General features: G+C 61.6%; 22 protein-coding genes and 1 riboswitch. Of the genes, 12 read left to right on the top strand and 10 right to left on the bottom strand.

Annotated elements, in window-relative coordinates:
- Positions 1–168 precede the first annotated feature (168 nt).
- Positions 169–2,148: a hypothetical protein gene (locus tag O6760_RS17945; protein WP_269581081.1), complete on the top strand. Its 1,980-nt coding sequence runs from the start codon at positions 169–171 to the stop codon at positions 2,146–2,148.
- Complete coding sequence (locus O6760_RS17940) at positions 2,148–2,939, top strand: FRG domain-containing protein (protein WP_269581080.1); 792 nt, start codon at positions 2,148–2,150, stop codon at positions 2,937–2,939. Before O6760_RS17945 ends, O6760_RS17940 begins: the two co-directional genes overlap by 1 nt.
- A 17-nt stretch (positions 2,940–2,956) precedes the next feature.
- On the opposite strand, the gene O6760_RS17935 is transcribed toward O6760_RS17940, so the two are convergent.
- Positions 2,957–4,111: an MFS transporter gene (locus O6760_RS17935; protein WP_269581079.1), complete on the bottom strand. Its 1,155-nt coding sequence runs from the start codon at positions 4,109–4,111 to the stop codon at positions 2,957–2,959.
- A gap of 133 nt (positions 4,112–4,244) precedes the next feature.
- Here O6760_RS17935 and O6760_RS17930 point away from each other — a divergent pair, with 133 nt between their 5' ends.
- A complete protein-coding gene (locus tag O6760_RS17930; RefSeq protein WP_269581078.1) occupies positions 4,245–5,462 on the top strand; it encodes a protein phosphatase CheZ in 1,218 nt (405 codons plus the stop codon).
- A 413-nt stretch (positions 5,463–5,875) separates the two neighbouring features.
- Here the strand turns inward: O6760_RS17930 and O6760_RS17925 are convergent, their stop codons facing one another.
- The 3 genes from O6760_RS17925 to O6760_RS17915 all read right to left on the bottom strand — a co-directional run bounded on the left by O6760_RS17925 (position 5,876) and on the right by O6760_RS17915 (position 8,927).
- Positions 5,876–6,901, bottom strand: a complete 1,026-nt coding sequence (locus O6760_RS17925) for a threonine ammonia-lyase (RefSeq protein ID WP_442969800.1) — start codon at positions 6,899–6,901, stop codon at positions 5,876–5,878.
- 176 nt (positions 6,902–7,077) lie between these two features.
- Complete coding sequence (locus O6760_RS17920; RefSeq protein ID WP_269581077.1) at positions 7,078–8,127, bottom strand: glycosyltransferase family 4 protein; 1,050 nt, start codon at positions 8,125–8,127, stop codon at positions 7,078–7,080.
- Complete coding sequence (locus tag O6760_RS17915) at positions 8,124–8,927, bottom strand: UDP-2,3-diacylglucosamine diphosphatase (protein ID WP_269581076.1); 804 nt, start codon at positions 8,925–8,927, stop codon at positions 8,124–8,126. Before O6760_RS17915 ends, O6760_RS17920 begins: the two co-directional genes overlap by 4 nt.
- Positions 8,928–9,074: 147 nt before the next feature.
- Between O6760_RS17915 and O6760_RS17910 the strand changes: the two genes are divergently transcribed.
- From O6760_RS17910 to O6760_RS17885, 6 genes are all read left to right on the top strand, one after another.
- On the top strand, positions 9,075–9,854 hold the full coding sequence (locus O6760_RS17910) for an SDR family oxidoreductase (RefSeq protein WP_269581075.1): 780 nt from the start codon (positions 9,075–9,077) through the stop codon (positions 9,852–9,854).
- A gap of 307 nt (positions 9,855–10,161) precedes the next feature.
- Positions 10,162–12,813 (top strand): hypothetical protein, encoded by a 2,652-nt coding sequence (locus tag O6760_RS17905; protein ID WP_269581074.1) that lies wholly within the window; start codon positions 10,162–10,164, stop codon positions 12,811–12,813.
- A complete protein-coding gene (locus O6760_RS17900) occupies positions 12,813–12,935 on the top strand; it encodes a hypothetical protein (protein ID WP_269581073.1) in 123 nt (40 codons plus the stop codon). Before O6760_RS17905 ends, O6760_RS17900 begins: the two co-directional genes overlap by 1 nt.
- Position 12,936: 1 nt before the next feature.
- Positions 12,937–13,389: a hypothetical protein gene (locus O6760_RS17895; RefSeq protein ID WP_269581072.1), complete on the top strand. Its 453-nt coding sequence runs from the start codon at positions 12,937–12,939 to the stop codon at positions 13,387–13,389.
- A gap of 20 nt (positions 13,390–13,409) precedes the next feature.
- Positions 13,410–14,381 carry a hypothetical protein gene (locus O6760_RS17890; RefSeq protein ID WP_269581071.1) on the top strand — a complete coding sequence of 324 codons (972 nt, stop codon included), beginning with the start codon at positions 13,410–13,412 and terminating at the stop codon, positions 14,379–14,381.
- Positions 14,378–16,033, top strand: coding sequence for a hypothetical protein (locus O6760_RS17885; RefSeq protein ID WP_269581070.1), 1,656 nt, complete (start codon positions 14,378–14,380; stop codon positions 16,031–16,033). Before O6760_RS17890 ends, O6760_RS17885 begins: the two co-directional genes overlap by 4 nt.
- A gap of 97 nt (positions 16,034–16,130) precedes the next feature.
- On the opposite strand, the gene O6760_RS17880 is transcribed toward O6760_RS17885, so the two are convergent.
- The 4 genes from O6760_RS17880 to O6760_RS17865 form a co-directional block, all read right to left on the bottom strand.
- Positions 16,131–17,336 (bottom strand): OmpP1/FadL family transporter, encoded by a 1,206-nt coding sequence (locus tag O6760_RS17880; protein WP_269581069.1) that lies wholly within the window; start codon positions 17,334–17,336, stop codon positions 16,131–16,133.
- A gap of 635 nt (positions 17,337–17,971) precedes the next feature.
- Positions 17,972–19,075: a TRAP transporter substrate-binding protein gene (locus O6760_RS17875; protein ID WP_269581068.1), complete on the bottom strand. Its 1,104-nt coding sequence runs from the start codon at positions 19,073–19,075 to the stop codon at positions 17,972–17,974.
- A gap of 1 nt (position 19,076) precedes the next feature.
- Positions 19,077–19,883, bottom strand: coding sequence for a bifunctional hydroxymethylpyrimidine kinase/phosphomethylpyrimidine kinase (gene thiD, locus O6760_RS17870; protein ID WP_269581067.1), 807 nt, complete (start codon positions 19,881–19,883; stop codon positions 19,077–19,079).
- Between the two features lie 34 nt (positions 19,884–19,917).
- Complete coding sequence (locus O6760_RS17865; protein ID WP_269581066.1) at positions 19,918–20,691, bottom strand: hydroxyethylthiazole kinase; 774 nt, start codon at positions 20,689–20,691, stop codon at positions 19,918–19,920.
- Positions 20,683–20,793: riboswitch (TPP riboswitch) on the bottom strand. (Overlaps the previous gene by 9 nt.)
- Before the next feature lie 131 nt (positions 20,794–20,924).
- Here O6760_RS17865 and O6760_RS17860 point away from each other — a divergent pair.
- Together O6760_RS17860 and O6760_RS17855 are read left to right on the top strand one after the other, a co-directional pair.
- The gene (locus O6760_RS17860; protein ID WP_269581065.1) at positions 20,925–21,161 is read left to right on the top strand and encodes an Lrp/AsnC ligand binding domain-containing protein; all 237 of its coding nucleotides are present in this window, start codon (positions 20,925–20,927) and stop codon (positions 21,159–21,161) included.
- A 37-nt stretch (positions 21,162–21,198) separates the two neighbouring features.
- Positions 21,199–21,612, top strand: coding sequence for a hypothetical protein (locus O6760_RS17855; RefSeq protein ID WP_269581064.1), 414 nt, complete (start codon positions 21,199–21,201; stop codon positions 21,610–21,612).
- Positions 21,613–21,641: 29 nt separating this feature from the next.
- Here the strand turns inward: O6760_RS17855 and O6760_RS17850 are convergent, their stop codons facing one another.
- Positions 21,642–22,643, bottom strand: a complete 1,002-nt coding sequence (locus tag O6760_RS17850) for a DMT family transporter (protein ID WP_269581063.1) — start codon at positions 22,641–22,643, stop codon at positions 21,642–21,644.
- A 357-nt stretch (positions 22,644–23,000) separates the two neighbouring features.
- Between O6760_RS17850 and sbmA the strand changes: the two genes are divergently transcribed.
- Entirely contained in the window at positions 23,001–24,014 is a 1,014-nt protein-coding gene (gene sbmA, locus O6760_RS17845; RefSeq protein WP_269581062.1) for a peptide antibiotic transporter SbmA, read from the top strand.
- Positions 24,015–24,090: 76 nt separating this feature from the next.
- On the opposite strand, the gene O6760_RS17840 is transcribed toward sbmA, so the two are convergent.
- A complete protein-coding gene (locus O6760_RS17840) occupies positions 24,091–26,388 on the bottom strand; it encodes a xanthine dehydrogenase family protein molybdopterin-binding subunit (protein WP_269586298.1) in 2,298 nt (765 codons plus the stop codon).
- Between the last annotated feature and the right edge of the window lie 102 nt (positions 26,389–26,490).

Here is a 26,490-nt window from a genome sequence, read left to right as displayed (position 1 = left end):
ATTGGCCCTCCCCGTAGTCTTAAGCGCCGTGCATCCTGATTGAGAAATGGAGTGAAAGGCGAACGCATATCACGACTAAATCGCGTGTACCTATGTCTTTTAAAACGGCGAAATATACTTTAACGTGTTGCAGTGATAGGAACACAATTTTGTTTTGAGAGATAAACCTTGAGCACTCGACCTGAGATTGACCTTATTTCCGAAGCTGAAAGCTCTTCCCCGAATAGATCGGCTACAAAGCTCTTGGAACGAGTATTTGATGACGTGTTGGTTTCGTACAAATCTCAGGCTTATCATAGCGCCTACCACTACCATGTTCGTCTACATGGATATCCTTTGCCCAAAAACCTTTTAGAAAACAGCTTCTATTTACCGCGAACAAAGATCGAGGGTGACCTAAGAAAGCAAATTAATAACAATAACAATATTGTCGTTTTGGGGTGTGAAGGCAGTGGCAAAACCACCTTAATTCACCGAGTGGTGGGCACGTACCAAGATTTCGGTCGTTTTTTGTACGTTGATACAAGTGATCTAGAAGTTCCAGTCGGTGAAGAATTCTTTTTGACTTCGTTACTAAATCGTTTGGTCGAGGCAATTAGCATCTTACTGAATGAGAAAGAAAATCGACAATTTGAAGAATGGATAGTAGCCACGCAAAAAAAAGATAGTTTATCGAGAGCCCGATTTGCAAACGAGAGACCCGAAGAAATATTTCAGAATATCGTATGCTGGCTGAATGTTGTTAAGAATAGAAAACTATACTTTATTTTAGATAATATTGACAGCTTGTCAGTAGACGCCGGTCGAATGGTGTTTGTTTACCTAAATCAATTGAATACCGCACTTGACAAAAAGGCCACCGCTTTGGGCGAAGAAAGGATTTCGCCTCTAAGGTACATCGTGTCCTGCCGAACTACCACGTACCGGCATGTGTCTTCGATATCAACGGGTATGTTTGTCAATTCGAAACCCAAGTTGGTCTTAGCTGAAGACGATACAAGAGATAAGCTAAGCGTCCCAAAACTGATGCATCGGTTTTTAACATTTGAGAACGACTCGGAATTTCAAAAAGTCAGACATGATCCTCAGCAAATTCCCATTTTTCGGCGCGACGCCACTATGCAGGTATCTTTCTCGAATTACGTTGAGACGATAAGTAATTGGTTGCTAAAGTCCGAGAAAGAGGTCAACTCTGTAATTAAGCCGTTTTGCGGCAGATCGATTAGGAGGATGAAAATCTATGGTTTGCGTGCTTACGCAAGTCCCATAATCGCCATGCTATCTTATCTTGAAAAAGAGAACGTCGTAGGAATCACAAAAAACGATCCCAAATACCTTCGTCGTCGATTGCTGGAAAGTCTTTTTGATTTTCGGGTCGCCGGAAATATAGACAATGCCATCTCGGTTGGATTTCCAGTGAACATTTTTAGAGTCGTCTCAGAGGACGATGAGTTCCGTCGAAACCCACTTCTTGGTGTTATAGCCATTGCTCAATTATCCGAGAATTGGGAGGAGTTTGCGGCGGATGACGTTCACTTTGCAAAGTGTATGTACGCCGAACCGTTCGTGAAGAAATTGCGGAAGATAGGATACACAAGCGGCGGCGTTCGTGACTTGTTTGAAACCTTTACTTTAGCTGGAATCTTAAGGGCCGTACCGAGTAGTGGCGTTTTGTTGCAAGGCGACGGCGACAGCCGTGAGCTTCGAGAACAGTATATAGTTGATGACCGCTCCGTTGCTGCATATTTTTCTTTGACATGCTGTGACGACTTAGAGCGTTCAATTCAGTACTTCAATGCTTCCGTTCGGCTAAAATATGGCTGTGGGTATTACTCTAAGTTGGATTCTTTCAAATATGAGTGCCTCCTCAATCTTGTGTTCATCAAAGACATCCTCAAGCGAGAAGAGCAGCTCGCCGAAATGAACAGATCGAGCGGTGTTGCGTTAAAACCATTTTCAAGCCGCTTTAAACCGAAGTTGATTCCCTTCTGGCGACGACGCATTGCACAAGATCGCGAAGATCTCACTGATCGTCGTAGTGGCGGCAGCATTCCAAACCAATCCATGGGAGAGCGGCTACACGTTCAAAATGAACAACTATTCAAAAGTGTCTCAAATCAAATTTCAAAAATAGAGTCAGTGATATAGTGTTTAAGCCGATATTAACCCGTGCTGGTTTGCCGACTGCAGTCAATGAGATATCTCTAGACAAATTCCTGAACGGCTGCCTACTCGGATGTGAAGAGAAATTTGTTTTTCGGGGTCAAGCAGACTCAACTTGGCGTCTCGTTCCTTCGGGCTTTCGTACGAGCACAGGCGACATTGCCTCAGAGACGGAACGAAACTCTCGTATTCGCATGTTTCAAAGTGACGATTTCTTAGCTGAATGCAAAGAACTTCGTATGATCCTGAAGGAGCGCGAAAACGTACGCAGCCTCAAAGGTGCTGACTACAAGCGATTGCAGCTTATGGTAATTGCGCAACACTTTGGTGTTCCGACACCACTCTTGGACTGGACCAAAAGTCCGCTAATCGCAGCATACATGGCGACGAATTTTAGAAGATCGCCTGGAGTGATTGGAATCTATCGGCTTGATCGAAGCACAAATCCTGACGACGTTATTTTCACAGATTATTCTGAAGTATCATTTAATAGAATCCGTTCGCAATTAGGCGGTGTCTCTTGTTTTGGAAAAATGGATGCGGGTAATCTTCAGCTTTCGACAGATACCTTTGAGCAGTACCTCCAAGATAAGAAGTCCGAAATTCGGTCCGGTTCGTTGGATTGTTTCATCTCGAAGGTTGACGTCCGAATTGAAGCTAGCGACTTTTCTCGTCTGAAAGAAGTCTTACGTTCAAATGGTATTTTAACTGATTTGTTGTTCCCGCGAAGTGGCTACTGGAAAGCCCAGTCAATCAGAGAAGCATTCTCACTTTAGCTAGTGACTTTGGAGTGCTACCCCATCCGCCGCCGCAGCATCGGTGTCATCACCAGCGTCGCAAGGGTGCCAATCGCCGCCACCATGGACATCAGGTAGAACGGCCAGTCCGGGTTGAGTTCATAGAGCGCACCGGAAATGCTGAGGCCGATGGCCATCTGGATGCCGACGGATGTGGCAAGGAGGCCCTGGCCGGTTCCGGCCCAGCGGCTCGGCACCACCCGCGCCAGGATCGCGACCGCGCCCAGATGCGCCGCGCCGAAGGACAGGCCGTGCAGGGTCTGCAGCGCCGCCATGGCCGGCAGCGTGCCGGCGAAGGGAAACAGCAGCCAGCGCACGGTTGCCGCCGCCCCTGCGGCCAGCAGGAAGATCGGCGGGTCGAACCGCTGCGCCAGCTTGCCCGCGATGGTGAACAGGGCAATCTCGGCCGCAACACCCGTGGCCCACAGAACTCCGATGGCAAAATCGGGGACATCCATGGCCTGCCAGTAGATCGTTCCGAACCCGTAGAAGGCCGAGTGGCTTGCCTGGTAGAGGCCGAGCACCACAAGCAGCGGCCAGAACCAGACGCTTCGGAATGGTGTGCCCCTGTCCGCGTCCGCCAAATCGGCGTCGGTCGGCTTCGCGCCGCGTTTCTGACGCGGCAGCGACATGGCAACCGCTCCCGTCGCCAGCGAGGCAAGACCCACGGCAACCACCAGCAGCCACGACGTTCCCTCCGAGGCAAGCGTTCCGCCAACGATGCTGGCAACGACGAAGCCTGCCGATCCCCACAAGCGCATCCTGGCATAATCCGCGCCCGTGTTGCGCTGGACATCGAGCGCATAAGCATCGCTGAGCGGCACCACCGGCGCATTCATGACCATGTATCCGACAACGGCAATCGAAAGAAAAACGAGGCCGAAGGGCAGGAAGTAGAGCGCTATGAAAGCGGCTGCCGCCAGTGAGTAGATCAGGATCGACAGGCGCCGCTGGCCGGTCCTGTCGGAGAGGTTCGACAGAATCGGGCTGGCACCGATTCGGGCGATCGTGCCGATCCCCAGGACAAGTCCGATCTCGGTGGCGTCAAGCCCCCGAAACCCCAGGACGACAGGAAAGAACGGCAGAAACAGGCCAACTCCGAAGAAGTGGCTCGCAAACAGGCCGGAGACACGGGCACTAATACTGGACATGTTGACGGACATGAAATCCCGGGCAAGGCGGATTGCTAAAAAGGATGTTAACGATTTTCACCTTACCTTGGAGGAGAAGTTGTCCGTGTTACGGCAACAAACGACCCTTAGGCAAGTTGAGATTCGCGTCCACATGAAAGCGGAAGCTAGACAGGAAGAACCGGAGCTGATCGGCGAAGCCGAGTATCAGACTCTCGAACAGACCCTGATGGAATCCGACCGCGGCCGTCGGTTTCTGAGGGAATTCCTCAATCGCAACAAGACCCCCGAAACCACGGAAATCCTTGGTGCGATTCATCGGCTCGAAAAAGTCGTCACCCGCCAGCGCAAGGTGCCCGATCTCGACAAGATCCGTCTCGATATTGCCGACATGCACGAGGCGATCGAGCGGACCAAGGCCGAGATCGCAAACATCAAGCAGGAAGGCGACGAGAGCAACCGCTTTGTCGATGCCTCCCATGAGCTGGACGCGATTGTCACACAGACCGAAGGCGCCACCCAGTCCATTCTGGAAGCCGCCGAGCAGATCCAGGAAAAAGCCTGGGTCCTGCGCGAAAACGGTGCCGACGACGCGACCTGCGATGATATCGACGCCAAGGCAACCGAAATCTTCATGGCCTGCTCCTTCCAGGATCTGACCGGCCAGCGTACCAACAAGGTCGTTCAGGTGCTGCGTTACCTGGAAAGCCGCATCAACCTGATGATCAACATCTGGGGCATCGAGGAAATGGAGGCCGAAGACACGGCCGGTCCCGTGGACAGCCGTCCGGACGCCCACCTTCTGAACGGTCCGCAGCTCCAGGGCGGTGTTTGCCAGAACAGTGTCGACGAACTGTTTTCCGCCAGTGACGACGTCTTCGACGCCGCGATGAAGGAAACCAGGGCTGACGCCGCTGTCGAACCGCCGGCGGCTGCGGAGACCCACGCGAGCGACGCAGATGTCGATGCCATCATGTCCGGCGGCGACGAGCCGATGGACGCCGCCGCAATCGACGACATGTTCGCGGCCGCGCCGGCCGCGGAAGACGATGCCGCCGCGGACATTGCCGGTTCCGATCCTGACGCGACCATGGACGAGGCTGCCATCGACGACATGTTCGCTTCCGCGCCCTCAGCAGATGCGGAGGAAGCGGCCGTTGAGGACAGCGACCTGGCAGGCGCCGACCCGGACGCAACCCTCGACGAAGCGGCCATCGAGGCCCTGTTCGACAGCGAGGTCGGCACCGACACCGATGAAGCCGAGGCGGAAGCCGACGCGGACTGGGAGCTGACCGAAGAGGCAGCCGAGGAAGACGGAGAAGATCCGCTGGAAAACCTGTCGGAAGCCGAGCGCCAGGCTCTCTTCAACTGAACCTGGTTTTTCGAGTTTTACGGAAGGGCGCTGCCGGCTGGCGGCGCCCTTTCAGTTTGGACGAGCGTCAGCCGCCATTGCGACTGCACAAGACGGCCTTCCGGTCATCCGAAACGCCGGCAGACGGGCTCTGACGATGCGCTCGCACGTTATACCAATCGCAATTAATAGGAACCGATCTGATGTCGTTGTTCCGGTTTGCCGGCAAGGCGCGTTGCGCAGGACGGCCTGGTTGGCCGTTCAAGCGGCGCAACGCCGTCCGGCGGGCCGGAACAGGCCACCGAAGGCCGCGTTTGGAGGCTGTTCTGCCGCGTCGCAGATTTTGGACGATACCCCGTATCGCCCTGCAATCTGCTCCTTGCCGAACAGTCTCCAAACGCGGTCAGATGGGTTCCTATTAAGTGCGGTTGGTATTACCGGTTCAGCGCCGTCATCAGCATCTGGGGATCGATATTGCCACCTGTCAGGACGATCCCGACGGTCTTGTCTTCAAGCGGAAGTTTTCCCGAAAGCAGCGCCGCGAGCGCAACGGCGCCGCCGGGCTCGACGACGAGCTTCAGTTCCGTAAACGCGAACGCAACCGCGGCCAGCGCCTCGTCGTCTGTCACCGTGACGGCTGCGCCGGCCAGTTTGCGCAGGATGGAAAAGCCCAGTTCTCCCGGTGCTTCGGTCAGGAGCGCGTCGCAGACCGATCCGGATTTGACGGCGTTTGTCCGGATGGTCCCGCTTTCCAGGGAGCGCTTGTAGTCGTCGAACAGCGCCGGCTCGGCTGTGTGAAAGCAGGTCCCCGGTGTTTTATGCGCCAGGGCCAGGGCAACGCCGCTGGCCAGTCCGCCGCCGCCGGTACAGGCCAGCACATCGTCGAGCCGGACCCCGAGCGCAGCTGCCTGCGCGGCCAGCTCAAGGCCGACGGTCCCCTGCCCTGCGATCACGCCTGGATCGTTGTAGGGATGGACGAATGTCGCACCGCTCTCGTCGCAAAGCGCGCGGGCTATGACATCCCGGCTTTCGGTTTCCCGGTCATAGGTCACCACCCGGGCTCCGTAGCCCCTGGTGCGCGCCAGCTTGATCTGCGGCGCGTCCTCCGGCATGACGATGGTCGCCGGCATGCCGAGCAGCTTCGCGCTTGCGGCAACCCCCTGGGCATGGTTGCCCGAGGAACAGGCGACAACGCCTCTCGGGCGGTCCTCCGGCGGGATCATGTTCAGGCGGTTGAACGCGCCACGGAACTTGAAGGACCCGCTGCGCTGCAGGTTTTCCGGCTTGAGCAGCACCCGGGCACCGGTGCGTTCATCCAGAAGAGGATGCCTGAGAACAGGAGTCTTCACCGCGTATCCGTCGATGCGCGCGGCAGCCGCCTCGATGTCCTCGATGGAAACGGCAAATCCGGAAGGGTCCGCCGCGCCGGCCGGCATGGCGTGAGATTGGGTATCCGTCATCAGATGTCGCTTTTCAAACCAGACAGTTTTCCTGATGCATCCGCGCTCGAGACGTGCATGGGCACGGCCGGCAGGGACTGCTTTTCGTCCCAAGTGTTTTCACAGGAAAGCTGCGCGATCCAGCAGGATTTTGTGCCGGTGTCAATTTAGCGGAGACAGCGTCGGAAGCGTGAACGCTATTCCGCCGTCAGGAGTTCCGCGGCGAAACCGTGATGGCTGTCCCGTGCCTCGATGCAATTGTCGAGGAACTGGCGCGCACTGGCCGCCCAGGTGTAGTTCATGGCGATCTTGCGGCAATGTTCGCGCGGAATATCCAGCGCCGTTTCGGCCGCTTCCCGAAGGTCTTCGGAAAGAACGCCCGCGCCCGTGTCGCCAATGACATCCAGGGGTCCCATGACGGGAAAGGCCGCCACCGGCACACCGCTGGCCAGCGCTTCCAGCATCACGTTGCCGAATGTGTCGGTCAGCGAGGGAAACACGAACACGTCCGCATCCGAATAATGCCGCGCCAGCTCCTCGCCGGATTTCGAGCCGGTGAACAATACATCCGCATGGTCCCGGCGCAGGCTGTCGAGCTGCGGCCCGTCGCCCACGACGACCTTCGAGCCGGGCAGCTCGAGATCAAGAAACGCCTCGATGTTCTTTTCCACCGAGACCCGGCCGACATACATGAACACGGGCCGCGGCAGATCTGCAGGCAATATGGAGCCCTCGTAGGGCTTGAAGAGCTGTTCATCGACACCGCGCGACCAGCGCATCAGGTTTTCAAAGCCGCGTGCGCGCAGATCCTGCTCCAGTGACCGCGTGGCCACCATGCAACCGTTGCCGGAATTGTGGAACCGGCGCAGCCAGCCATAGGACCAGTTGAGCGGGACCGGCAGCCGGGCCGAGACATATTCGGGAAACCGCGTGTGGTAGCTGGTCGTGAACGGCCGGCCGCTCTTCCTGGCAACGCTTGCCGCCAGCAGGCCGAGCGGCCCTTCCGTGGCAATATGCAGGTGCTCGCAGCCATGGGCTTCGATCCTGCGCCGAACCATGCCGCGATGGGCCAGGGACAGCCGGATTTCGGGATAGGTCGGACAGGGCAGGGTCTTGAAGTCGAGCGGCGAAAGAACCTCTATCCGGATCCCGATTGCCTCAAGCTCTTCGGCGGTGCGTTCCAGCGAGCGGACAACGCCGTTTATCTGCGGACGCCAGGCATCCGTCACGATCAGGATGGAGCTCATGCGGCGATCGACGCTGCCTTGGGCCTGGCCGGAACATCCTTTGCCTGGGTCCTGTCCACCCATCGGATCACCTCAAACGTTCCATCATGGTGCTCGGCAACGGCCGTGCAGCTCTCCACCCAGTCACCCGTGTTAATGTAGTGAATGCCGTTCATGTCGCAATCGGCTGCATGGTGAATGTGGCCGCAGATCACGCCGTCGACGCCTTGCCGGCGCGCTTCCTCGGACAAGGCTTCCTCGAAGCGGCCGATAAAGCTCACGGCGTTCTTGACCTTCAGTTTCGCCCAGGCGGACAGCGACCAGTAGGTCAGGCCGAAGCGGCGGCGAGCGACGTTCAGCCAGGTGTTGACGGTCAATGCCGTCACGTAGGCCTTGTCGCCGAAAAAGGCGAGCCATTTCGCGTGCCGGATGACGACATCGAACTGGTCGCCGTGGATCACCAGGTAGCGCTTGCCGTTCGCGGCCTCGTGCACGATGCTGTCTGCCACTTCCACCCCGCCGAAATGGGTGCCGATGAAGTCGCGCAGAAACTCGTCGTGATTGCCCGGGATGTAGATGACCCGGGCGCCCTTGCGTCCCTTGCGCAGGATCTTCTGGACGACGTCATTGTGCAGCTGCGGCCAGTACCAGGCCTTCTTGAGGCGCCAGCCATCGGCGATGTCCCCGACCAGATAAATGGTCTCGGCGTCATTGTCCTTGAGGAAGTCGAGCAGCAGGTCGGCCTGGCATCCGCGCGTGCCAAGGTGAACATCCGAAAGAAACAAGGCCCGGTAATGCCGCGATGCCTCGGCGGTCGACATAGCATTTCTCCAAATTTCCGTTGGGTCGCTATAGACGCGATTCAGGTATCACTATTATGACAACGGGCCGCAATGCTCCGTCCGGCCGTTTGACAGGACCACGCGCGGGCGCCACATAGGCACGGGCACCACAACGGGAGATCTCTCATGGACCTTGGCCTCAAAGGCAAGAAGGCAATCATCTGCGCGTCCAGCCGCGGGCTGGGCAAGGGCTGCGCCGAGGCTCTGGCCGAAGCCGGCTGCACCATCGTGCTCAACGGGCGCAACGAGGAGGTTCTGGCAGCCACCCGTGCAGCCATCGAGGACCGCTACGGCGTCGCCGTGACGGCCGTTGCGGCCGACGTGTCGACACCCGCGGGGCAGGAAGCGCTGCTGGCGGCCTGTCCGGACCCGGACATTCTCGTCAACAACAACGGCGGCCCGCCGCGCAAGGACTATACCGAACTGGACCGCACAGCGCTGCTGGACGGCGCGATCCAGAATTTCGTCACGCCGATCGAGCTGATCCAGGCGGTCGCGCCGGGCATGCGCGAGAGAGGCTTCGGGCGGATCGTCAACATCACCTCGCTCTCGGTCAAGATGCCGATCGAGGGCCTGGACCTGTCCAGCGGCGCCCGGGCGGGCCTGACCGCGTTCCTGGCCGGCGTCTGCCGCCAGCTCGCCCCGCACGGCATCACGATCAACAATCTCCTGCCAGGCAAGATGGACACCGACCGCCTCAAGGGCGGCTTCACCCGCACTGCCGAACAGACCGGCAGGAGCGTCGACGCGGTTCGCGCCGAACAGGCCGCCGGCATCCCGGCGCAGCGCTTCGGCAACGCCGGGGAATTCGGCCAGACCTGCGCCTTCCTGTGCTCCCGCCACGCCGGCTACATCACCGGCCAGAACATCCTCATGGACGGCGGCCTCTACCCGGCGGCGTTTTGACATCAAACGGCGGTTGAAATTCCAGGACCCGGCGACGGATTTCCGACGGTCGCGCACGAGGTGAATTCCGGGCGGCCTTTCGGCATCCGCCCGACAGCCGCGTCCAGCCAATACTGCTCGCTCCATTCGAAGTCCCGCAGCACATGCCGTGACACACGTCTTCCCGGCAACCGGCCGGGATTGAAGGGCGGTGGACAATCCAACCGGTTTCAAGCGGCCAATCGCGTGAGCGATTTGGTTGCGTGACGGTTTCGGTCTATCATGAGGGTTGAGCCATCTCCCATCGCGACGGGCAAGGGAGCTTTCATTGGTTAGCCGGTACCCGCTTCGAAGCGACCTTGGCGGAGTTGTTCGCATCACCTCGACACGCCTGCGCACGCGCGGAATTCCGCAAGGCGCCGTGGAGCTGATTTCCGCAGCCTCGATCGAGGAAATCCTTGCGGTTGATCATACAAAATACTTTCCGGTGTTGCAGAAGACAGACGGCACGGCCATCGCCAAACCCGCGCCGGGTTTGGGACGGATCCCGCCCGAAACCGTGACCGGTCACTACGATTTTCCCGAGGGATCCTACCTCGCGCTGCGGATCAGGCCGAGGGATCTCGACGGCGTCAGCCTGCCGGCCGACGCGCAGGTTTCCCTGGACCTGAAACTGGCGGAAATGAGCGCTGTCGGCGGCCTTGCCATGCTCGGGCATCCTTACCTGCCGCGCGATCCCGTCAAACTGGGTTCGGATTTCGGCTTGCCCAGGGAGGTCGCCGTCGCCGCGGCCTCGGACCGGTATGCACGTTTCATCGACGCCGAGGCAAGCTGGACGGAGCAGGTGGCGTTCGGGTCCGGGACGATCCGCTTTGTCCAGCCGCCGAAGATGCACACCGACCGGCTGATCGTGACCCTGAGGGACCTGCCGCTGTTGCCGGTCACGATCAACTGGCCCGGCGGCCAAACGGAAATGAAGCCCGGTCTGCTGATCGCGGCGTTGTTCGTCTACCGGTCCGTGCAAGGGGTCCGGCACAGACCCGTAGCCGCTGCCGGTCTCGCGGCGGCACATGCGTCCGAGGTACCTCCCGCCGAACAGGGACCCGACGGCTGGAAGGCCTTTCACCTCGGTGCCGACGTGATTGCACCGCTGAACGATCAGCCCGGCGGTCAGGACTATTACCGGATGCGGACCGTCGCTGCGCCGGTTGCGGGACCCCGGCTGATCGGGGGCGAACCGGAACACTGGCACAGTCCGCCCCTGAAAACCGATGCCACGATTGATCTTTATGTCGCCCAATCCGAGGAATATGACCGCACGCTTGCGGGTGTGACACTGGTTTTTGGCCGCCAGCCCGCCGGCGCGGGTCCAAAGCCCAAGCTGAAGGTCGAGGTCTGGTCCGTGGACCCGGCCCCCGATCAACCGCGCATCGCACCGCTGAATGCACCTGGCAGCGCCCGCGCCCGCGTCCTGCTCGCCACGGAGGTCATCACGCGGGGCGCGCGCACCGCGCTCCTGAGGTTCCGGCGTCCTGCGGCAGCCAACACGCTTGTGGTGCGCTTGACCAACCTTTCCGCCAACGGTTCGCTCTTCGCGCTCGAGCGTCTGACCCTCATGTGCAGTTCCGGGCCCGCCCTTTCGGCGCGGCCGGTCTACAGCCAGCGGGTCGAGACCATGCATTACCGCATTACCGGCCCCGGCCTCGCGGACGATTACGGCCGAATAGGGCCGCGTTCAGCGACGCTGACGGTCGAATACGAAGACGGACGCGGCGGAACCGCGAATTTGTTTCGTGCCGAGAGCCTTCTCGATCTTGTACAGGGCGGCGCACAGCTTTTGGCGAATTCGCGGCAAGCGCACGACACCCGCACGGTGCAAAAGGAACGCTCGGTGGTTCTTCACTCTGACGAGACAAGGGAAACTGGTACGGGGCGGGAAGCCTGGCGCGCCTCGAAAATGGGAGACAAGGTCAAGTGGCCGACGCGGGACCGCCCACAACCTCCCGGGTTCAAGGACAGCCCCCCGGACCCGTTCCAGAGCTTTGGCAGCAGTGAGACCCGCACGCAAACGGAGCTTGTCGGCCACGAGACGGCCGGTCGCGAACTGGCGGCAGTGGGCGGTATTTTGAACATGATCGGGCTTCCTGCCGAACGGATGGGTTTCAGGCAGGCCTATGACGCCAGCGGGACCAATCTGATTGACAACCTGCCGCCGAGGCTCCTCGAAGAAGACGGCGGTCACGCGGTCAGCTGGAACGATGCCTGGGGCGGCATGGCCGGTCTCGACTACATCGGGACGGTCAAGACCTTCTCCTTGCCGGCCTATTACTATCACATCGATGACGTGAGCGACGCGATATCCGGCATCGGCGCGATCGTCGGGTTGCCGGGCGGCATCCAGGCCGCGCTGGAGGACCCGATCGCCGCATCGGGCCAGTTGGCCGGCGAGCTGCAGCCGGTTCTGGAGTACATGGCCGGAGCCGTCGGTGCGACGCTTGGTTCTCTCAGCTTCAGCCTCGGGGGGCAGATGGTTGCCGGAGGGTCTGTTTCGGTCTCTCTCGGCGGCTTCATGCCGTCGTTGTCATCGTCCAGCGCCGAGGGCATGACCGGTTCCGTCGCCAAGACGGCCAATCGCTCGGTTCATTCGCATTCACAAAGCCTGGACACCGGGTTCGATCATACGATGAGCCGGACACGGGTAACGTCGGCGGACACCACACGGCGGGTTGAGATCGAACGGGACGAAGATCAGACCCGGCAGGCACGGCGGCGGGGTGTCGAAGTCCATTGGCAGGGGAAACGAAGCGATATCGTGACCGGGGCTCTGTCCCTGGGGATCGGATTTCCCGCTATTGCCGACGAGGTCTACGACACTCTCGACCGGTTGCTGAGGGTGCGGATCGATCTGGACCCCGACGACGACATCGAAATCGATGTCTGGTTCGACATTTCCGAAACATTGGTCGAGGAGGATATCTGATGCCCGCACCCGCCGCTCCCGCCGCCGCAGGCGGCGTCGCGCAGGCCATTGCCGAGATCATCAAGGCGCTCGGCGAAATCGAGAGCACAACGGGCAAGATGCCCCGCCCGCCGGGAAGCTGACATGCCCCTGCTGCCATTGCCTGTCGCCGTCGATAACCTGATGGAGACCATCGGCACCGCCGCCGACGGCCTCATCGGCGATACCGCGGCGTTTGCCCAGGATGCGTCCGATGTCTTTGCCGGTGCCGTGCAGTCGAGCGCCGCCGAATGGCAAACTTTCATCGAGGGATTGACGGATACGCAGGCCGACGTGATGGCCCGTCTTGTTGAGTACATGGCACGGCTTGCGGTGCTGTCCACCCAGTTGGGGACCGTGCGGAACGCGCTCGCCTCGGGAACACAGCCCGCCGGCATGAGCCCGCCGCAGCTCGTTCGCTCTTCTGTCGAACTGATCGAAGTCGGCGCCTCGCTCCTGGCCGAGATGCGCGATGCCTTCGGCCCCGACGGCATCGACGCGGCGATCCGGGACGCTTCGCCGTTTCTTGCGCGCAAGATGCGCCTTCCGGACCACTGAAGAGGCAGGAGGACGACCCGATGATCATCGACAGCATGGACCTGTCCCCCCGAACCGGACGCCTGTTCAGCCCGGCCGGCCGAATTGACCTTGCTGCCGAGAAACTGGGGACCTTCGGGCCGGTTCCGGAAGGTGTCGTCTATGAAATCAGCGGACTCCACGTCTATTTTGAAATGGCTGACATCGAGGCGCTCCTGGCGACCGGCGACGGGCCGTTGTTTCAGCTTCTGACCCGCAAGGAGATCGTGCCCGGATTGACGCTGGATCCCTACGCGCACCGCATGCACACGATCGCCGGTCGCGAAGACTTCACCGCCGGCAGTCTGAAAGGCGGCCGGATTGAAGCGGTGGACGGGCGCGACGCCCTTTGCGCATTCGACGGCAAGGAACTCGACTGGGTGTCGGCGGTTTACACGCTTCGGCAATCGACCGAGTTTTCCGCAGCCTATTGGGATCTCCTGCCTTCCCGGCACGCGGGCGGGTTTCGTTACATGCTTGCCGTCGACGTCTGGACCTGTGGCGCGGACCCCGCGCCGTCAACCGGCCATCCGGTTGTGCTGGCCCCGGAATGGACCACGCCCGACCAGGCCCGCGCCAATGATGCCGCGGCATGGCCTGAGGACATCACCAGCTACCGTCTGCGCTTTCGCGCGCAAAGCAGCGGTCAGGGACGGCTCTCGGCAAGCTCGCGTCTGGGGCACCGGGACGGTATCAGCCGGGCGCTGCTGCGCTCCGTCACCCTTGCTGAAACGGTCGATCATTCATTCACGTTCCATTCTCTGCTGGAGCTGGCGGCCGCGTCGGTCGACGGCGGCTTTCAGCCACCGCACGGCCCGGCCCGGGGATATTCCGCCGGCATTGCCTATGCCGCGACGCTGGAGGAAGGTGACGGACTGAGCATGAGACTCGGCTCGGCGTTCAGCCCGGACCTGTTTCAGGCCCATCTTGTCGGCGTCGAGCACCAGCGCCCCGGTCACAGGTCCGAGGGATGAGCGAGCCCGAAACATCTACGCCGACGTTCCACGCGGCCGCGCCCACCAAGGAAGGCTGGTTTTTTTTCTACGCAAATTCCGAGATGCTTCCGGAAGATGTGGTCGGCGCGGTCCATATCCGGCCCGGCGTGGATATCGACATGGCCCGCAAAGCCTGGTCGCAGGACGAGATCCAGGCGGCACAGGGCACCTTTGACGGCATGGTGGGGCTGCGTTTCGGCGATGACGGACAATCCCTTGAAGCGGCACGGGCGATGATGTTTGCGATCGAGTTGCGCTCCTACCTGCGCAGCCGTGGCACGCAGGGCGCACCCGCCCCATCCCCATCCCCATCCCCGTCCCCTCCCCGGCCCAACCCTGGTACGGGCACGCGGCGGACAGGGCCGCCGCCCGGCGCGAACGCCACGGAGCGGGCCAAAACCCGGAAACGCGGTCCCGGCCAGACCCGTGCGGGCCGCAGCCCGGGCCACCGGGCGGGCACGCCGCGCGGATCGCAAAAAGGCAAAGACGATGGCGTCCTGGAAAATGACCCGGTCTTTTTCTTCGCCGGGCTCGCGAAAGCGGTGATCGACGGCATCGGTGAACTGGCGTTCATGGCTTACGACGCTGCGGGAACCGGTATCGACAAACTGAGCGACGACTACGAGCACGATTACATCAGTCTGGCCGGCCGGGCGCTGGCGGAACAGAAAATGACCCCGGGTGAATTGATCGAGGGGGCGATCCAGGGCGCAACCGACAGCACCGTCAACATGCTGCTCGGCCTGGCCCGCAAGGACTATTTCGCCTCCGGAATCGAAGCCGCCGGAACCCCGCTGGTGGCAGGTATGACCGCTGGCACGGGCGCGGCGGGTGGGGCCTCGACCCTGACCAAGGTCGGCCGGGCTCTCAAAATTCGGCGATCCGGCAAGACCGGTATTCGCGGAGCCAGGATCGCGACGGAAGAGATGCGTGAAGCGGCTGCGGGTTTTGGCAGATTGAAGGCCGAGGATTGGGGCGACCTTGGCCGCGACCTGGGTCTCGACGCGCCCGGCACCCATGCCGGAAAATTGAAGGGCGCGCCCAAGATGTCCCGTGCCGAGGAAGTCGCCGACGCCGTTCGAGCGGCCCGTGAAATGGGCTGGGTCGACGCCGAAGGCGGCGGGTTGGGATCGGTTGGCGGCGCCCTTCAAAGACACAGCGACGCAGGCGCCGTGCGCAAGGCACTGGACCTCGCCGGCGATCAGTCGGAATCGGCACATCTGGGCGCATCCGTGTTCCTGCGCGGACTGCCGGACTACAAACGGTCACGGGCCTTGACGCAGCTGTTGCCCAAGCCGCTTCATCGCGGCACACGAAAAACCGGAAACCTGCGCGGCTACGACCCCTACTGGAAACGATGGGCGCGACTTCAGCACAGGAAATTGCGCAAGCGCATCACCCTCAAGTCAGCCATGGACGCCGAGTACTCGGCGCTGGAACAGGCCGGAAAGCCCTTCAACCCCAACATGCCCCTGACCGGTCCGGGCTCCGACTGGATGACCCCGCGCCGCCGCGACACGCTGAGTTGGCAGATGACCCGGGAGTATCTTGAAAAGGCCGCCGAAAGCGGTGTCTCGCTGTCTCACAGGGTGAAGACACCGATGAAGCCGCGAGCCCGCAAACGAAAATAGGGAAACCGGCTGCGACAACGCGCGGTCACCGCATGCCCAAAACACCAAAGGCCGGAGCGTGCTCCGGCCTTTGCATACGGTTTCCCGGCACCGTTTTTCAGAACTTGTAGCGCAGGGACGCGGAGATGATGTTGACGTGGCTGTCGACATCGGCGGTGTAGGTCCCGAACGCCGCGTTGAAGTCCTGGTGGTTGCTGTCGATGTTGATCTTGGTCGATTCCGGAATGATGTGGGTGTAGCCCAGATCGAAGGACATGTGCTTGTTGAAATCGTAGCTGGCGCCGGCCGACAGCCACCAGCGATTGTTGTCCGGCAGACGGGTGGAGCGGATCTCCTCGTCGATCGGCGAGATTTCGTAGCCAAGACCGGCCCGGAACGTCAGCTGCTCGTTGAAGTCATATTCACCGCCGAGCGAGAAGAACCAGCCGTCGTCGTAGTTGAAGTGCAGGGTCGTCAGCGCGGCACCGGTCGCGTCGGAGATGGCCCGCGGCGATTTCAGCCGGCTCCAGTTGGTCCACTCGACGGTTCCCAGGACGCGGATCTTGTCGGTGATCTTCTGCTTTGCGGAGATGTTGACCATGTCCGGCGTCACCACGCCGAGGCCGATGGCGCTGGTCACGCCGCCGACGATCAGGTCGCCGTCCAGGTCATGGCCGACGCCGGAGCGGTAGCCGATCCCGATTTCGGTGCCTTCCCAGGGTTTCACCGTCACACCGGCCGTGACACCGAAGCCGATATCGTCCCCCTTGATCTCGTTCGACCGGGGGAAGCCGGCCCCGGAGGTCGCGTCCGCGGATTTCAGGGCGACATCGAGATACTGGACCTGAACGCCGACCGCGATCGCGACCATGTCGTTGACCTGCAGCGCGACGGCCGGATTGACGTTCAGGGAGAACACCGAGGACGAACGGGAGTAGAACTGCGCGGCCCAGTTGAAGTCCGGCTTGGTGGACAGGCCGAAGGGCGCGTTGACGCCGACGCCGAAGATCAGCTTGTCGTTCAGGCGATAGGCCGCATAGGACGCCGGGATCCAGGCATCGGACGCCAGGTCACCGCTGCCGACGGTGGATGTTCCGAAGAAGCCCCCCGAGAGCGTCCCGTTGACATCGGACACCGGGAACAGTCCCGTGTTGTGCGCCTCGACCGTCAGGCCCTGCTGCGCTCCCATCAGCGACGCCGGGTTCCAGAACATCGACGAGATGCCCCCGCCCGTCGTGCCGTACCCGGCAAACGACATGCCCTGATAGTAGGAGCTCTGCTCACGCAGCGCAAAACCACCCGCGTGGGCGGCGCCTGCAACCATTGATAGAGCCACCGCGGTCGTCGCAAATAGAATTGTTTTGTTCTTGGCCCACGCCATAGTGTTTCCTCCCATCCCCTCCCGCAGGGGCTTCATGACAACTATTGACAGTTTTTTCGGAGACCACACCGGGTTTCAATACAATATTGGCAGTGCGCGGCAGGGCGGATAATCATGCTGCAGCGCGAAATGCAAGGTGTTTTTCTGCAATGTTTCTGCGACAAAACACTCAAAGGCAAGATTTCGTCAGATTTCAGGCACGTTTGTCACGTCACCGACACGCACTCACACGATTGCCTAAAAAACAGGCAATTCAGCACAAGGTTTCCGATAACGTAAATTGACCCTGGAGAGTTGCGGCATTGCCACACGTTTCCCTAGGGAACATGGTGAGTTTGTTGGACAAATCGCCGGTGAGCCATCGGTAAAATGCACCAGGATTCGACATCGTTCCTGGCAGCAGAACGCGGCCAGGCAAGTCTTCCTGCGCCGTGAAAAGTGCCGTTTCGGACCGGCTGGGGCGGTACAACCGGGATCGGGTGCGGGGCGCCACCCGCTCCGGCGAAAGACGTTCCCGCGGCACAGCAGGGCGATTGGCGCCGGCCTTGAGGCCGGCAGCCTGACTGCCGGGCGCTGGATCAGCCGTCCCTTGCCGCCATGAAGCGGCGCATGGCGACATCGCTCCACGGCGCCAGGCGCGCGCGTGCCGCCTGGTGGCTCTCGTGGATGCGCCTGGCAAGCGCATCCTTCTCGGCAAATTCGGCCAGCACCTCCGCCGCCGTATCCCTCAGGGCCTCCAGCACCTCCTCGGGATAGGGCAGCACGGTGACGCCGTCCTCTTCCTGAAGCAGCTGCAGCGACCCGGCATTCTCCCAGTCGCTTTCGGCCAGCGCCCGGCCGTTCTCCGCCTTGCAGGCTTCCAGGACGATGGCCTTGAGATCATCGGGCAGGCCGTCCAGCGCCACCTTGTTGAACAGCGCTTCGCCGGTGCCGTTGGGCTCGTGGAACCCGGGCGAATAATAGCTCTTGGCGACCTTGTGGAATCCCATGGCGCGGTCCGACCAGGGCCCGAGAAATTCCGTGGCATCCAGCACGCCGCTTTGCAGGGCCTGGAACAACTCGCCCGGCGGCAGGCTGACCGGGGTCGCGCCGAGACGGCGCATGACCTCGCCGCCAAGCCCCGGCATCCGGATCTTGAGGCCCTTCAGGTCGTCCAGCCCATGGATGTCGCGCTTGAACCAGCCGCCCATCTGGACGCCGGTATTGCCCGCCATGACCGGCTTCAGGCCGAAAGGCGCATAAAGCTCGTCCCAGAGCGCCTGTCCGCCCCCCTGTTCAATCCAGGTGATGTGCTCGTGCGGCAGCAAGCCAAACGGCACCGCGGTGAAATAGACCGATGCCGGGATCTTGCCCTGCCAGAAGAACGACGCCGTGTGCGCCATTTGCGCCGTACCGGCGGACACCGCATCGAAGACGCCGAGCGCGGGCACCAGTTCGCCGGCGGCGAACAGGCGGATGCGCAGCCGGCCGCCGGACATCAGCTGGATCCGCTCGGCGATCCGCCGCGCGGTCACGCCGGGTCCCGGCAGGTTCTTGGGCCAGGAGGTCACCATCTTCCATTCCAGGGTCGCCTGCTCCTGGGCGATCGCGGGCGTTGCCAGGGCCGCCCCCGCGCCTGCGCCCGCCCCCAGAACCGCCCGGCGGCTCAGCGCCTGCGTCTGTCCTGTTTTCTCTTTGCTCATATCACTTGCTCCAGAGCGCGTGAAAATGGTGGACCGGCCCGTGCCCTGCGCCAATCTCGAGCCGGTCGGCAGCGGCGATCGCGGCCTGGATATAGGCCTTGGCCGCCCGGACCGACTGCGCCAGCGTCTGCCTGCCGGCAAGGCCGGCGGCAATGGCAGACGACAGGGTGCAGCCCGTCCCGTGGGTGTTGTCCGTTTCGATCCGCCGGTCCCGAAGCCAGACGGCGGCGCCGTCCCGGTCCAGGAACAGGTCCGCGCTTTCCGGCCCATCGCCGTGCCCGCCCTTGAGAAGCACGGCTTTGGCACCCAGTCCGAGCAGCCGCTCCGCCTGGGCGTGCATCTCCGTCTCGCTGCCGGCGGGACCGGTCTCCAGCATGCGGGCGGCTTCATGAAGGTTCGGCGTGATGATGTCGGCCAGCGGCACCAGCGCGGATATCAGCGTCTCGACCGCGCTGTCGGCCAGGAGCGGATCGCCGGAGGCGGCAACCATGACCGGGTCGAGCACGACCGGCCCGGTGTCATGCGCTTTCAGCCCATCGGCAACCGCCTCGATTGTCGCAACCGTCGACAGCATGCCGATCTTGGTGGCCTTGACCGCAAGGTCCGAATAGACCGCGTCGATCTGCGCGCGGACGAAGTCCGGCGGCACGTCGTGGATCGCGCTGACACCGAGCGTGTTCTGCGCCGTCAGGGCGGTCAGGACGCTGGCACCGAAGACGCCGTTGGCGGAAAAGGTTTTCAGATCGGCCTGTATGCCGGCACCGCCGCCGGAATCAGATCCTGCAATCGTCACCGCTATGGCGGTCATGTGGGTCTCCTCAAGTGAAACAGGGACTGCCGGTTCAGGCCGTTTTCAAACGGATCTCGATATCCCGCAGGCTGAGGCCGTAGAGGGCGTCCAGCAGTTCCGGCACGAAGCTCCCGGGCCCGCCGGAGCGTTCCGCCGCGATCTCTCCGGCAATGTTGAAGACGCTGAGGCCACAGGCGGCCGCCAGCGCCTTGTCGGCCTCCACGGCGGCAAAGGCGGCCAGAACCGCGCCGCCGGCACAGCCGGTCGCGGTGACCCGCCCCATCAGCTTGTGTCCGTTGGAAAGGCAATAGTCCTCGCCCTGGCTTTCGATCTTGTCCTCCGCGCCTGTCACCGCAAACACCGTGCCGGTCGCGATCAGGGCGTCCGCCTGTTCCCGGTCGGGGAACAGGGCCTCCAGTTCGGCCAGGTTAAGCCGCACCAGATCAGGCTGTGCTGCCAGCAGGTCCCGCGCGAACTCGCATCGCAAGGTCGAACGTTCGACAAAGACCGGATCGATACAGACGGGGCGTCCCGCCTTCTGCGCGGCCGCGACCGCAAGCGGGATCGCGCTGCGGCGCGTCTCGTCCAGCGTGCCCAGGTTGACGAGCAGCGCGTCGGACCCGGCGGCAAAGCCCGCGACTTCCTCCGGCGCCAGTGTCATCGACGGCACCGCGCCAAGCGCCAGCAGCACATTTGCAGTGAAATTCTGGGCAACCGCGTTGGTGATGGCATGAACGCGCGGTGTCGTCTGCCGGACCCGCTCCAGCACCGCATGAACGGTTTCCGGAGAAAGGTCCCGTGTCGAGGCCACCAGGGAAAGTGTCATGATCTCAAATCCCTCCGCCGGTATCATCCGGATCAGGTTCAAGGAGTTGGCGGGCCGCCTCTCAGCCCGGACCGGTATGGCCGGGCACCCCCATGAGATGACTTGACTGCTAGCAAGAGGGACATCCGAATGCAAGTCCCGGGGCATTGCGCGCCTCTCCGCGATTGACTGATACGGCGAGATGGGCGATGTCCATGAACACATTTTGATTGAAGCACTGTCCGGAGCACCGCATGACCCCGTTTTTCGTGATGATCAAATGCCAGCTGGGCAAGACCTACCAGGTCGCCAACGCGATCGCCGACGCGGAGATTGCATCCGAGGTCTATTCGACCAGCGGCGACAACGACCTCCTGGTCAAGTTCTACATCGATGACGGCGCCGATATCGGCCATTTCGTCAATGAGAAGGTGCACCCGATCGACGGCATCCAGGACACCAAGACCATCATCACCTTCAAGGCCTTTTGAAACACCTTTCCGGCCACCTCATCCAGGAGGAGCTTTCATGCAGTTTCTGAAATCGACGGCCCTTTGTCTCGGCCTCGCCCTTGCCCCCATGGCAACATCCGTGCCGGTCTCCGCCCAGGGCATGCCGCCGGAACAGATCAAGCAGATCCTTGATCTGACCAAGGCCAACTGGGTTGCCTTCCGCGACTGGCAGGGCCAGGAGCTGGTCTATTTCACCCATCTGGAATCCTGGAAATGCGGCATCGACTACGTTTTCTACGGCATCAATGACGGCCCGATCGACCAGGAATGGCAACTGGATGAATGCGATCCGGACAACCCCAACGCGGTTCTGAAGGACAAGCCCTATATCGAGCGCCCGCCCGGCTCGACCCAGTCGATCAGCGTCCAGCTGATTTTCCCGGACGGCACAAAGAGTGCTGTCGAGCGGTTCGAGTACAAGCCGCAGTAAGCGGTACCGGGCCTTCCGTCCCTGTGCCGCTATGAGCGAGACGGTGTCGAGGCGCGGCGGGATTTGGTGCGGTCGAGGCCGAGGCGGTGCTCGCGGTAGATGACGAAGATCCCCGCCGCGATCACGATCAGCGCGCCGAGCACGACTTCCGGAAGCGGCACTTCGGAAAACACCACCCAGCCGACGATGATTGCCCAGAGCATGTTGACATAGTCGAACGGCGCGATGGTCGACGCGTCGGCATAGCGGTAGCTCTGGGTGAGCAGGATCTGCCCGACCCCGCCCGCCAGTCCGATCAGCACCAGAAGCCCGGCGGTCGGCCAGTCGGGAATGACCCAGGCCTGTCCGGGCAGGACGAGGCCGAGCGGCAGGGTCAGCAGCGACAGCAGGGTTGCCGAACCGGCAAACCAGGTCACGATGGTCGAGGTCCGCTCCGTCTCGCACAGTTTGCGCACGGTGATCATGGCCAGTGCGGCAAAGCCCGCCCCGGTCACCCCGATCAAGGCCCCGAGCGTGGACGGTCCATCGAGATGCCCCTCGCCCAGATGGGGTGAAAGAACCACGAGAATACCGACAAATCCCACACCGACCGCGCTCCAGCGGTAGATCCGGACCGCCTCGCCGAGCAGCAGAAACGCCAGCACGACAACAAAGAGCGGCGTCGCGAAACCGATCGCCGTGGCATCGGGCAACGGCAGCAGGGAGAGCGCGGTAAAGCCGCACACCATCGCCGTCAGGCCGATGGTGGCACGCGTCAGGTGCCCTTTCGGATTGTGCGTCCTGAAGGCAAGACCGAGTTCGCGGCGCATGCCGACCATGATCAGCACCGGAAACAGGCCGAAGAAGTTGCGGGCGAACACGAGCTGTCCGATCGGCACGCTCTCCGCCGCAATTTTCAGTGCCGTCGCCATGACGAAGAACACCAGCGTGGACGCGACCTTCAGCGATATGCCCAGGAGCGGCGCCTGCCGGGTCATGCCCGTCGGCGCGGGCGGACCGGAAAAGCGGGACTTCAGGCTGGAAACCGTCATGGAACAATTCCGTTGGCCGGCACGAGAAGCACGATCCGCGGGACGCCGGGCCGGGTCCCGCGAAGATCACAACACCCGGCGCGCAACCGGGACAACGGCCGTGTCGCACGGCCCGGTCTGTAAAAGACGGATGTCAGGCAGGGTTTGATCAGTAAGGAGCGCCAGTATCGAGGCAACACGCCGCCTTTGCAATGCGCAAGCAGCCCGAATTGACGCTTTTGCGCGCATGTCTGCCTTGTGAAAACGGCACGGCAGTCAAAATCTCTTCACAACATCCTCAATAATCGCGTGCGCTCTCCTAATTGCCGGACGGGCACCTATAATCCTTGGAAATTCCGATTCGAGAGGCAGATCGCCATGTTCCGTTCGTTTTTCAAAACCCGAAAATGGTTCTTGTGGGCCTGGGTGGGCTCCGTGATCATTCTCTGGGTGACCTGGTACAAGGTGCAGCTGGACGTCCGGATCAACGAATGGTTCGGCTCCTTCTACGACACGATCCAGAAGGCCCTGTCCGAACCGGGCACCGTGACCATGGACGAGTACATGGCGGAACTGATGACGTTCTTCTGGATCGCCGCGCTCTATGTCGCCATTGCCGTGGTGCTCGATTTCTTCATCAAGCACTTCATCTTCCGCTGGCGCACCGCCATGAACGACTACTACATGTCGCACTGGCACGTGGTGCGCCATATCGAGGGGGCCTCGCAGCGCGTCCAGGAAGACACGATGCGCTTCGCCCGCATCATGGAAGGCCTGGGCGTGTCCTTCATGCGGTCCATCATGACGCTGATCGCCTTCCTGCCGCTCCTGTGGGAACTCTCCAAGAACGTCACCGAACTTCCCTGGATCGGCCCGGTCGAGCATTCCCTGGTCTATGTCGCCATCCTATCGGCGGCATCTGGAACCGTGCTGCTTGCCGTTGTCGGCTTCAAGCTGCCGGGTCTCGAGTTCAACAACCAGAAGGTCGAGGCGGCCTACCGCAAGGAGCTGGTTTACGGCGAGGACAACGAGGACCGGGCCTCGCCGCCCTCGGTCGTCGAACTGTTCGGACATGTACGCCACAACTATTTCAGGCTGTTCTTCCATTACCTTTATTTCGATGTCGCCAAATGGTCCTACCTGCAGGCCACGGTGCTGGTGCCCTATGTCGCCCTGGCGCCGACAATCGTGTCGGGCGCCTTCACGCTCGGTGTGATGCAGCAGATCGTGCGTGCCTTCGGCCGCGTGGAGAGCTCCTTCCAGTATCTGGTCAACGCCTGGACGACCATCGTCGAGCTGATCTCCGTCTACAAGCGTCTTCGCGCTTTTGAGGAAAACATCTGGGAATATGAACGCGGCGGCGGCGAGCCCGTGCCCCTGCCAGCCGAATAGGTCCGGCAGAGACGAAAAGGGCCGGTGCTGGTGCACCGGCCCTTTTTTGTGCCCGGACGGCGGAAGTGCGAACCGCCTATTTGGCGGCCTGGATCGCTTCCCAGACCCGGAGCGGCGTTGCCGGCATGTCGAGCAGCTCCGTGACCCCTGCCCCGTCCTTCAGCGCCATCTGAACCGCGTTCATGACCGCGGCGCAGCCACCGATGGTCCCGGCCTCGCCCGCGCCCTTGATGCCCATCGCATTGGTCGTGGAGGGAACGTTGCGGGTCTCGAAATGGATGTCCGGCACGTCCTCGGCCCGCAGCAAGCGGTAGTCCAGCAGGGAAGCGGTCAGGAGCTGCCCGTCGTCGTCATAGACCGTCTGTTCGCACAGCGCCTGGCTGATGGCAGAGGCCGCGCCGCCATGGACCTGGCCTGCGAGCAGCAGCGGGTTCACGGTCACGCCGAAATCGTCGACGATGACGTAGTTCACCAAATCGACATCGCCGGTCTCCGGATCGACCTCGACCTCGCAGATATGGGTGCCGTTCGGATAGGTGTTTTCTGTCTGCTTGACCTCTTCGGCCGCGGACAGTGTCTCACCCGCACCGGCCACGATCTCCGCCAGCGTGACCTGCTGATCGGTTCCGACCACCCGGACGACACCGCTGTCCAGTTCCAGGTCCTCGACACCGGCTTCGAGCCGGTCGGCGGCCAGTTCCTTGACCTTCTTGACCAGCGTGCGGCCGGCCTCGCGCACGGACGGCAGGCCGATCGGGATCGACCGGGAGCCACCGGTGCCGCCGCCTTTCCTGACCCGGTCCGTGTCCCCCTGGATGACATTGACATCCTCGATGGTCACGCCGAATTCCTCGGCCACGACCTGGCTGTAGGCGGTTGCGTGGCCCTGGCCGTTGGTCTGGGTGCCGATCAGCAGCGTCAGGCTGCCATTGGCGTCCAGTTCCAGCGTGGCCTCCTCGCTGCCTGCAAAGGCACAGGCCTCGATATAGGAACAGATGCCGATGCCGCGGTATTTTCCCCGTGACGCGCTCTCCTGCTGGCGGGCCTTGAAGCCGGCCCAGTCGGCAACCTCAAGCGCCTTGTCGAGATGCCCGCCAAAATCGCCGGTGTCGTACATCCGGCCGGTCTGGGTGGTGTAGGGCAGCTGATCGGGCCTGATAAAGTTGCGCTTGCGGATCTCGATCGGGCCGAGCCCGGTCTCCTCGCCCGCCTTGTCGATCAGGCGCTCGATCAGGTAGGCCGCCTCCGGCCGGCCGGCGCCGCGGAAGGCATCTGTCGGCACGGTGTGCATGTAGACACCTTCCACCTTCGCAAACACCGCGGGAATGTCGTAGAGACCGGACGTCATCGAGGTTCCGACAAACGGAATGAACGGTCCGAACTGGTGCAGGTAGGCCCCCATGGCCGCCTTGACATGAACCTTCAGCCCGACAATCCGGTTGTCGCCGTCCAGCGCCAGTTCCGCATGGCTGAGATTGTCCCGGCCGTGGGCGTCGGTGACAAAATGCTCCATGCGTTCGCCCGCCCAGCGCACCGCGCGGCCGAGTTCCCTGGCGGCGATCATCGTCAGCGGGTATTCCCGGTAGCAGAACATCTTGGTGCCGAAGCCGCCGCCGACTTCCGGCGTGATCACCTGCAGCCTGTCCTGTTCCAGCCCCAGGATGGAGCAGATGACACCGCGCACACCGTGACCGCCCTGAGTCCCCAGTGTCAGCTTGAACCGTTCCGTTTCCGCGGAGTACTCGGCAACGCAGCCGCGCAGTTCCATGTAATTGGCAACGACACGGTTGTTGACGACGTCAATGGAGACGGTCTTCGCGGCACCGGCAAAGGCCGCGTCCGCCTTGGCCTGATCACCCTGGCCATAGGTGAAGGCGACATTGGAACCGAATTCCGGCCACACCTTCACCGCTTCGGGAGCAAGTGCGTTCTCGATGCCGATGACCGTTTCGAGCGGATCGTAGTCCACCTCGAGCATTTCCGCCGCGTTCTTGGCGGCATTCACGTCATCGGCGACGATGAAGGCGATCGCGTCGCCGACGTAACGCACCTCGTCCGAACACAGCACCGGCTGGTCGGGTGCCTGGAAATCGGAGCCGTCGATCTGCTTGGGCCGGGCCTGGCAGGGCATGATCTTGCCGGCAAGCTCGGCGCCGGTCAGGACCAGATGCACACCGTCCATGGCACGAATGTCGTCGACATTCTCCAGGCTGATCTTCGCATGCGCCATGGCCGAGCGCACGACCACACCGTGGAGGCAGCCCTCCGGCATGTAATCCGCGGTATAGATGCCCTTGCCGGTGATAAGCGCCTGATCTTCCTTGCGGCGCAAAGGTGCGCCAACACCGAATTTCGGAGTGACCATCTGGTTCATGAGAATCTGGACCTGCTTGTTTGGGAAGGAAATCCCGAGACAATCTTCAAGCACCGTGGCGGTGTCTTGCTTCAACATAGTGCGCCGCGGCAACCAACGCCA

The sequence above is a fragment of the Roseibium sp. Sym1 genome (assembly GCF_027359675.1).
Classification (GTDB): Bacteria; Pseudomonadota; Alphaproteobacteria; order Rhizobiales; family Stappiaceae; genus Roseibium.
The sequence above is the reverse complement of the archived record's forward strand: the minus strand, read 5'-3'. Positions and strand labels throughout refer to the sequence as shown.

Coding starts and splice junctions, on each gene's coding strand:
- O6760_RS17935 (WP_269581079.1), bottom strand. CDS start 4,111: ATGTCCAGTATTAGTGCCCGTGTCTCCGGCCTGTTTGCGAGCCACTTC.
- O6760_RS17930 (WP_269581078.1), top strand. CDS start 4,245: ATGAAAGCGGAAGCTAGACAGGAAGAACCGGAGCTGATCGGCGAAGCC.
- O6760_RS17925 (WP_442969800.1), bottom strand. CDS start 6,901: ATGACGGATACCCAATCTCACGCCATGCCGGCCGGCGCGGCGGACCCT.
- O6760_RS17920 (WP_269581077.1), bottom strand. CDS start 8,127: ATGAGCTCCATCCTGATCGTGACGGATGCCTGGCGTCCGCAGATAAAC.
- O6760_RS17915 (WP_269581076.1), bottom strand. CDS start 8,927: ATGTCGACCGCCGAGGCATCGCGGCATTACCGGGCCTTGTTTCTTTCG.
- O6760_RS17910 (WP_269581075.1), top strand. CDS start 9,075: ATGGACCTTGGCCTCAAAGGCAAGAAGGCAATCATCTGCGCGTCCAGC.
- O6760_RS17900 (WP_269581073.1), top strand. CDS start 12,813: ATGCCCGCACCCGCCGCTCCCGCCGCCGCAGGCGGCGTCGCGCAGGCC.
- O6760_RS17895 (WP_269581072.1), top strand. CDS start 12,937: ATGCCCCTGCTGCCATTGCCTGTCGCCGTCGATAACCTGATGGAGACC.
- O6760_RS17890 (WP_269581071.1), top strand. CDS start 13,410: ATGATCATCGACAGCATGGACCTGTCCCCCCGAACCGGACGCCTGTTC.
- O6760_RS17885 (WP_269581070.1), top strand. CDS start 14,378: ATGAGCGAGCCCGAAACATCTACGCCGACGTTCCACGCGGCCGCGCCC.
- O6760_RS17880 (WP_269581069.1), bottom strand. CDS start 17,336: ATGGTTGCAGGCGCCGCCCACGCGGGTGGTTTTGCGCTGCGTGAGCAG.
- O6760_RS17875 (WP_269581068.1), bottom strand. CDS start 19,075: ATGAGCAAAGAGAAAACAGGACAGACGCAGGCGCTGAGCCGCCGGGCG.
- thiD (WP_269581067.1), bottom strand. CDS start 19,883: ATGACCGCCATAGCGGTGACGATTGCAGGATCTGATTCCGGCGGCGGT.
- O6760_RS17865 (WP_269581066.1), bottom strand. CDS start 20,691: ATGACACTTTCCCTGGTGGCCTCGACACGGGACCTTTCTCCGGAAACC.
- O6760_RS17860 (WP_269581065.1), top strand. CDS start 20,925: ATGACCCCGTTTTTCGTGATGATCAAATGCCAGCTGGGCAAGACCTAC.
- O6760_RS17855 (WP_269581064.1), top strand. CDS start 21,199: ATGCAGTTTCTGAAATCGACGGCCCTTTGTCTCGGCCTCGCCCTTGCC.
- O6760_RS17850 (WP_269581063.1), bottom strand. CDS start 22,643: ATGACGGTTTCCAGCCTGAAGTCCCGCTTTTCCGGTCCGCCCGCGCCG.
- sbmA (WP_269581062.1), top strand. CDS start 23,001: ATGTTCCGTTCGTTTTTCAAAACCCGAAAATGGTTCTTGTGGGCCTGG.
- O6760_RS17840 (WP_269586298.1), bottom strand. CDS start 26,388: ATGAACCAGATGGTCACTCCGAAATTCGGTGTTGGCGCACCTTTGCGC.